Here is a 5793-nt window from a genome sequence, read left to right as displayed (position 1 = left end):
TTACCGTGATCAACGTGACCAATGGTACCAACGTTTACGTGGGTCTTACCACGGACAAACTTCTCTTTTGCCATTTTACAATCCTATTAAAAACGAGAATTAAAGGCTCTCAGTGTTGAAAAAATAACTGGAGCGGGCAGCGGGAATCGAACCCGTATCACAAGCTTGGAAGGCTTGGGTAATAACCATTATACGATGCCCGCGTACAATTTTAAATGATTAATCGGAGAATTTTTCTTATTAGGCAAGTGGTGGAGGGGGAAGGATTCGAACCTTCGAAGGCAGAGCCGGCAGATTTACAGTCTGATCCCTTTGGCCGCTCGGGAACCCCTCCAAGTGATTAGCCCTTCTCGGACCATCATTTCGTGCTGACATGTTTGACAGCGAGGAATATAGTATCAAATTTTTTTTATATTGCAAGAAAAAAATTTAACTTTTTTTTAATTTTTTTTCCTCTCACTTATCCTTTTAGTTTACAAATGGCTTATTTATCGCATTATTGTAATCTCATGAATTTTTGCAATTCCTGTGTTAAATAATCTTTCTATAGTCTATTTCAAATCTATTTTCTTCATTTTTGATGTTCTTAGGTCATATAGATTCAACATTAACGCATTTTGTAATCTGGAGCTTGAGTAATTCTTCTTATCTCTTTTCCATTTATATAAAAGATAACTTCATTTTTTCTCAAATCGAGTTTATAGATATTCCAGTTCTCTACATTAATATCAAACTCTTCTTCATTAAAGTCATTTACTAGTTTTGGATCTTTAAATGCTCTAATTCCATATCCAATTACAGACTTTTTATCTTTAATATTCCATACTTTTAATTCAAATAAACATAATTCTGAAGATTAGTTTTCTTTTTTTTCAAGACCTTATCAGCTATAAAGCAGCTACATTTTCTTCAGAGATGTAACATCTGCATTTGATTTCAATTGAACCATACCATGGTGTCAGTAAAAACTCTTCTTTTTGTTCTTCTCTTACTATCAGGTTATCTGAAAAATGATGCTGTCCAATAGATGAACCTACTGGACCTGAAAATACACCTGTCTGCAGATTTGATACCCTTATATCACCGTTATACTCTTCACTCCAAGGTTTCTGATCATTTGAAATATATAATGACAAAACACTGTCCTTAATATTGTAACTTGGACGTGTTTTATCTCTTGAACTCCACTGAGGAAGATAAGTTTCAATCCATACTTTTTTATTTAGTTCTTTTCCATCAAAGTGATCTATAAACATATTTGAAACCTTTTTTACTCTCATGCCTGCATATTTAGCACTTTTCTATATATTTTTTGTTAAAATTCATCTATCGCAATTATATTAGAGTTTACCATTATGTTAGATACAGAGATCAACTCTCCCTTTGTTAAATTTGATCCTAAAACATGGGCTTCATTTAAGGATGCTTCAGAAAAGCTCTATTTAACAGAAGATGATCTTGGTAAGTATCTTGCTTTCAACGATAAGCTAACGCTAGATGAAGTAAAAAATATTTATCTTCCTCTTTCAAGTCTTCTCAGAATGTATTATCTGAGCCGACATGACAGATTAGCTATCATACAGAAATTCCTAGGTTCCCCAATGGATCAGGTTCCTTTTATTATTTCAATTTCAGGATCAGTATCTGTTGGAAAAACAACCACAGCAAAACTCTTAAAAGCTCTCATTGAGAACTGGCCTTGTAAACCAAAAGTATCAATGATTACAACAGACGGTTTTCTTTATCCAAATGATTATCTTGAGAAGACAATGCTTCTTGGCAAGAAAGGCTTTCCTGCATCTTATGATGTAAAAAGACTTATCAATTTTCTCCTTGATATAAAAGAAGGAAAATCAAATTTAAAGGTTCCTGTGTATTCCCACCTTACATACGATATCGTTCCTAACCAGTACACTATCGTTGACAGGCCGAATGTTCTGATTTTAGAAGGAGTGAACGTTCTTCAGGACGGAACTGAATACCCAGAATACAGAAAAAAAGCATTTATTTCAGATTATATTGATTACTCTATTTATGTAGATGCCGATGAAAAACACCTAATGAAATGGTATGTTGACAGATTCCTAAAGCTAAAAGAACAAGCTTTCTCAGATCCTAACTGCTACTTTAATAAATACGCTAATCTTCCAGACGAGAACGCAGAAAGTATCGCAAAACTTATTTGGGAAGCCGTTAATCACGTCAATCTGATTGAGAACATTCTTCCTTGCAGAAATAGAGCTAACCTTATTCTAAAGAAAGGAGAAGATCATCATATAGAAGAAATATACTTGAGAAAGTAAGTCTATAGTATATGACCAACATTTACAGAACATATTGATTCACCGGTGTTTAATAGGATAGCGCCAGTTGAATCAATACCATAAGCTACACCTTGAACAATTCCCTGTTCCGTCTGAATTGATATCTGTTTTCCTTTTAAATAATCTCTTTGATTAAATTCTGTAAGAATTTTATCTCTGTCATTGTTTAAAAATGAAAAACAAACATCTTTTATTGAATTTATGAGTGCAGTTGCTAAGAGATTTCTGTTAAAAGTGTCAGATGGCCCTTCTGCTAAGGAGCAGTACCGTCTGTCTGTAACTGCAAGATTATCAGTATATACATTCAATCCAACACCAATTACTGCTTTTACTTTGCTACCATCTGTTGCAACTTCAATAAGAATTCCACCAACTTTACAATCATTGATATAAATGTCATTTGGCCATTTGATTTTTATTCCATTAATACCAAAAGATTCAATTGCGTTTGCGACGGCTACACCTATACCAATCGACAATCCTTGAATTTTTACAACATTATCAAATATATATGATGTGGAAAAGGTCAACTGGCGGGCAAAGCCTGATATCCATTTGCCTCCCCTTCGACCTCTACCAGCTGTTTGAATTTCAGCGAATACGGTGTCACCTGAAATGACATTTGTAGTATTTTTGAGTGTATAGGTATTTGTTGAATCAACAGATTCTAAAACTAATACTCTACCTGCGCCTACAATTTGCTTAAATATCAGATCTTCATCAAGAAGATCTAGTTTTCTTTTTAAGATGAGAGTTTCTTCTTTTTTTTCGACTAGATTAAAAAGCTTATTAAATTCCTTAATCGCAAAAAGAACATCCTCTTTTTTAATTGTTAGCTCTTCACATAAATCTGCAATTTTATATGAAAGATTTTTCGATGAGTTTAGCAGTTTGATAATTGCTAAATAACCTACAGGGTATCCCAAGAAACTTCTCCTGTTCTTCCATATGTTCTAACTTCAGGCTCTAGATTTACCCCGAACTTTCTATAAACCTCGGCTATAATGTATTTTGCTAATGCCACTACCTCATGAGGTTTTGCATTGCCCCTATTTACGATTACTAAAGCCTGATGTTCCCAAGTTCCAACATTACCGTGTGTAATACCCTTACATCCTGCATGTTCTATCAAATATCCTGCAGGAAGTTTGCAATTGTTCTCATCATATGGATATACAGGTAGTGTTTCATATTCTTTTTTTAATTTCTCAGCAAATTCCTTGCTTACAATAGGATTTTTAAAAAAAGAACCAGCGTTTCCTACCAATCTAGGATCAGGTAATTTTGTTCTTCTTAATTCAACTACCTTATCGCGAAGTTCCTGTGCATTTACGAAGTTTTCGTCTTTTAATCCCTGATAAACCAATTTAGGTTTGAATTCAGAGCTTAATTCAAAAGTCACACTTGTTATAAATAATCTTCTGCTCTTATGAGTTTTAAAATACGATGTTCTGTATCCAAACTCACACTCTTCTTTTGAGAATGTCTGAATAATGTGTCGCTGAAGATCATAAGCTGTAACTTCTTTTATATAGTCGCCTATTTCAATGCCATAAGCTCCAATATTTTGTACAGGAGAAGCACCAACAGTACCAGGAATATATGACAGATTTTCTAAACCGAAAATCCTCTTTTCGATCAAAGAAACTATCAACTGATCGAAATTTACACCGCCTCCAACTTTTACGATGTACTTTCCATCAACAAAATCTATATTCAGCGACTTAATATTATTTATTAGTACTGTCCCATCAAAATCATCAGTAAAAAGAACGTCTGATCCTTGACCAAGAACAATTATGTTTTCTGAATGAACTCGTCTCAAATCCGCGACGTCATTTACAATCAAGCCATCTTTTGACTTAACTTTTAAACCAAATGTGTTATAGGGACTTAAATCAAACATACTAATATATTCTTTCGATTATTCCGCCAAGACTTCCTACTTTTGTTTCGATGTGTTCATATCCTCTATCCATATGATAGATTCTGTCAACAATAGTAGTACCTTCTGCAGCAAGACCTGCAATAACCAATGATGCTGAAGCTCTTAGATCGGATGACATTACCTGTGCACCTTTAAGTTGAGGTACACCTTCACAAATCACAGTATTACCTCTTATTTCAATGTGTGCCCCCATTCGAATAAGCTCCGCTATATGCATAAATCTATTCTCAAAGATAGTCTCTGTAACAGAGCTTACACCGTCAGAAAGGGTATTTAAAACAGTCATTTGAGCCTGCATATCTGTTGGGAAACCAGGATGAGGTGCGGTAACAACATCAACAGGTTTAATCTGACGATTTCTCATATCTGCAGTGATACTTGTTCCATCAACAGTAATAAGTGCATTTGCCTGTCTTAATTTTTGTAAAACAGATTCAAGTGATGATGGCAATGTGTTCAGGCAGGTTACAACACCATGTGTTGCAATACCAGCAATCAGATATGTACCAGCTTCAATTCTATCTGCTACAACTGAATGCTCGCATCCATGAAGTTTTTCAACACCTTCAATTTCAAGTCTTGGTGTTCCTTCACCTTTAATTTTGGCGCCCATTTTATTTAAGCAATGTGCCAAATCTACGATTTCAGGCTCTAAAGCAGCGTTATCAATAATAGTTGTACCATTTCCAAGACATGCTGCCATCATTAGGTTTTCAGTTCCTGTAACTGAAACTTTATCCATAACAATATGTCCACCCTGAAGTCGTCCGGATCCTATAGCAGTAGCCTTTATGTAACCATCATCAAGCTTGATCTGTGCTCCCATAGCCTGAAGACCTTTAATATGTAAATCAACTGGTCTTGCTCCAATTGCGCAACCTCCAGGTAAGGAAACTTCAGCCTGACCACAGAATGCAACAAGAGGACCTAAAGCCATAATAGAGGCTCTCATGGTTTTCACTAATTCATAAGATGCTACAAAGCTTGTAACTGCGCCTGAAATAACTGCTTCACCTGATTGAGCATCATATGTGCAATGCTTTCCGAGATCCTGCAAGAGTTTAAAACTTGTTTTTACATCTGCTAAATCTGGAACATTTTTTAATACTACTGTATCTGAAGTGAGAATTGTTGAAAGGAGAATTGGCAAAGCTGCATTTTTAGCTCCGGAAATCTTAACCTCTCCATCTAACGGCTTGCCACCTTGAATCTTAAATTTCGCTGTTTTAAAAGCTGTCACTTTTGTACCTATTACTCAAAAAATTTGTAAATGGTCTGAAATAAAATTTTCAGACCTTCCTGTTAAGCCATATTCCATGGCATCAATTTATCAAGGATCTCAGAGGAAATTTTATGGTCTTTATAACCAGTAATTGTTCCTTTAGCATCCTTTTCAAATTCAATCTCGTTAACATGAAGCATCATTTTTGTAATGACTGCCTTCATGTATGTTCTAAAATCAGTGTTGTGAAGCAAGCATGTTTTATACAGAGAATAGAATTCTGTTAAATTTGATGCACC

General features: G+C 34.9%; 6 protein-coding genes and 2 tRNA genes. 1 reads left to right on the top strand and 7 read right to left on the bottom strand.

What is annotated here, in order from left to right; genetic code table 11:
* Positions 1-128: 128 nt before the first annotated feature.
* The 3 genes from J5V48_RS09380 to J5V48_RS09370 all read right to left on the bottom strand — a co-directional run bounded on the left by J5V48_RS09380 (position 129) and on the right by J5V48_RS09370 (position 1256).
* A tRNA-Gly gene (locus tag J5V48_RS09380) sits at positions 129-203 on the bottom strand.
* Between the two features lie 46 nt (positions 204-249).
* Positions 250-334: transfer RNA gene (locus J5V48_RS09375), tRNA-Tyr, on the bottom strand.
* 553 nt (positions 335-887) lie between these two features.
* On the bottom strand, positions 888-1256 hold the full coding sequence (locus tag J5V48_RS09370) for a hypothetical protein (protein ID WP_219938324.1): 369 nt from the start codon (positions 1254-1256) through the stop codon (positions 888-890).
* Positions 1257-1355: 99 nt separating this feature from the next.
* Here J5V48_RS09370 and coaA point away from each other — a divergent pair, with 99 nt between their 5' ends.
* Positions 1356-2303, top strand: coding sequence for a type I pantothenate kinase (gene coaA, locus J5V48_RS09365; protein ID WP_219938323.1), 948 nt, complete (start codon positions 1356-1358; stop codon positions 2301-2303).
* Between the two features lie 2 nt (positions 2304-2305).
* Here coaA and J5V48_RS09360 read toward each other — a convergent pair whose 3' ends face one another.
* The 4 genes from J5V48_RS09360 to J5V48_RS09345 form a co-directional block, all read right to left on the bottom strand.
* Positions 2306-3250, bottom strand: a complete 945-nt coding sequence (locus tag J5V48_RS09360; RefSeq protein ID WP_219938322.1) for a biotin--[acetyl-CoA-carboxylase] ligase — start codon at positions 3248-3250, stop codon at positions 2306-2308.
* A complete protein-coding gene (gene murB, locus J5V48_RS09355; RefSeq protein ID WP_219938321.1) occupies positions 3235-4230 on the bottom strand; it encodes a UDP-N-acetylmuramate dehydrogenase in 996 nt (331 codons plus the stop codon). Before murB ends, J5V48_RS09360 begins: the two co-directional genes overlap by 16 nt.
* A 1-nt stretch (position 4231) precedes the next feature.
* On the bottom strand, positions 4232-5512 hold the full coding sequence (gene murA / locus J5V48_RS09350) for a UDP-N-acetylglucosamine 1-carboxyvinyltransferase (protein ID WP_219938320.1): 1281 nt from the start codon (positions 5510-5512) through the stop codon (positions 4232-4234).
* 62 nt (positions 5513-5574) lie between these two features.
* Positions 5575-5793, bottom strand: a 219-nt coding sequence (locus J5V48_RS09345) for a hypothetical protein (protein WP_219938319.1), incomplete at its 5' end; no start/stop codon positions are given.

Origin of the sequence: Succinivibrio faecicola (assembly GCF_019448115.1) — a bacterium.
Lineage (GTDB): Bacteria > Pseudomonadota > Gammaproteobacteria > Enterobacterales > Succinivibrionaceae > Succinivibrio > Succinivibrio faecicola.
This window is presented reverse-complemented; position numbering and strand designations above follow the sequence as displayed.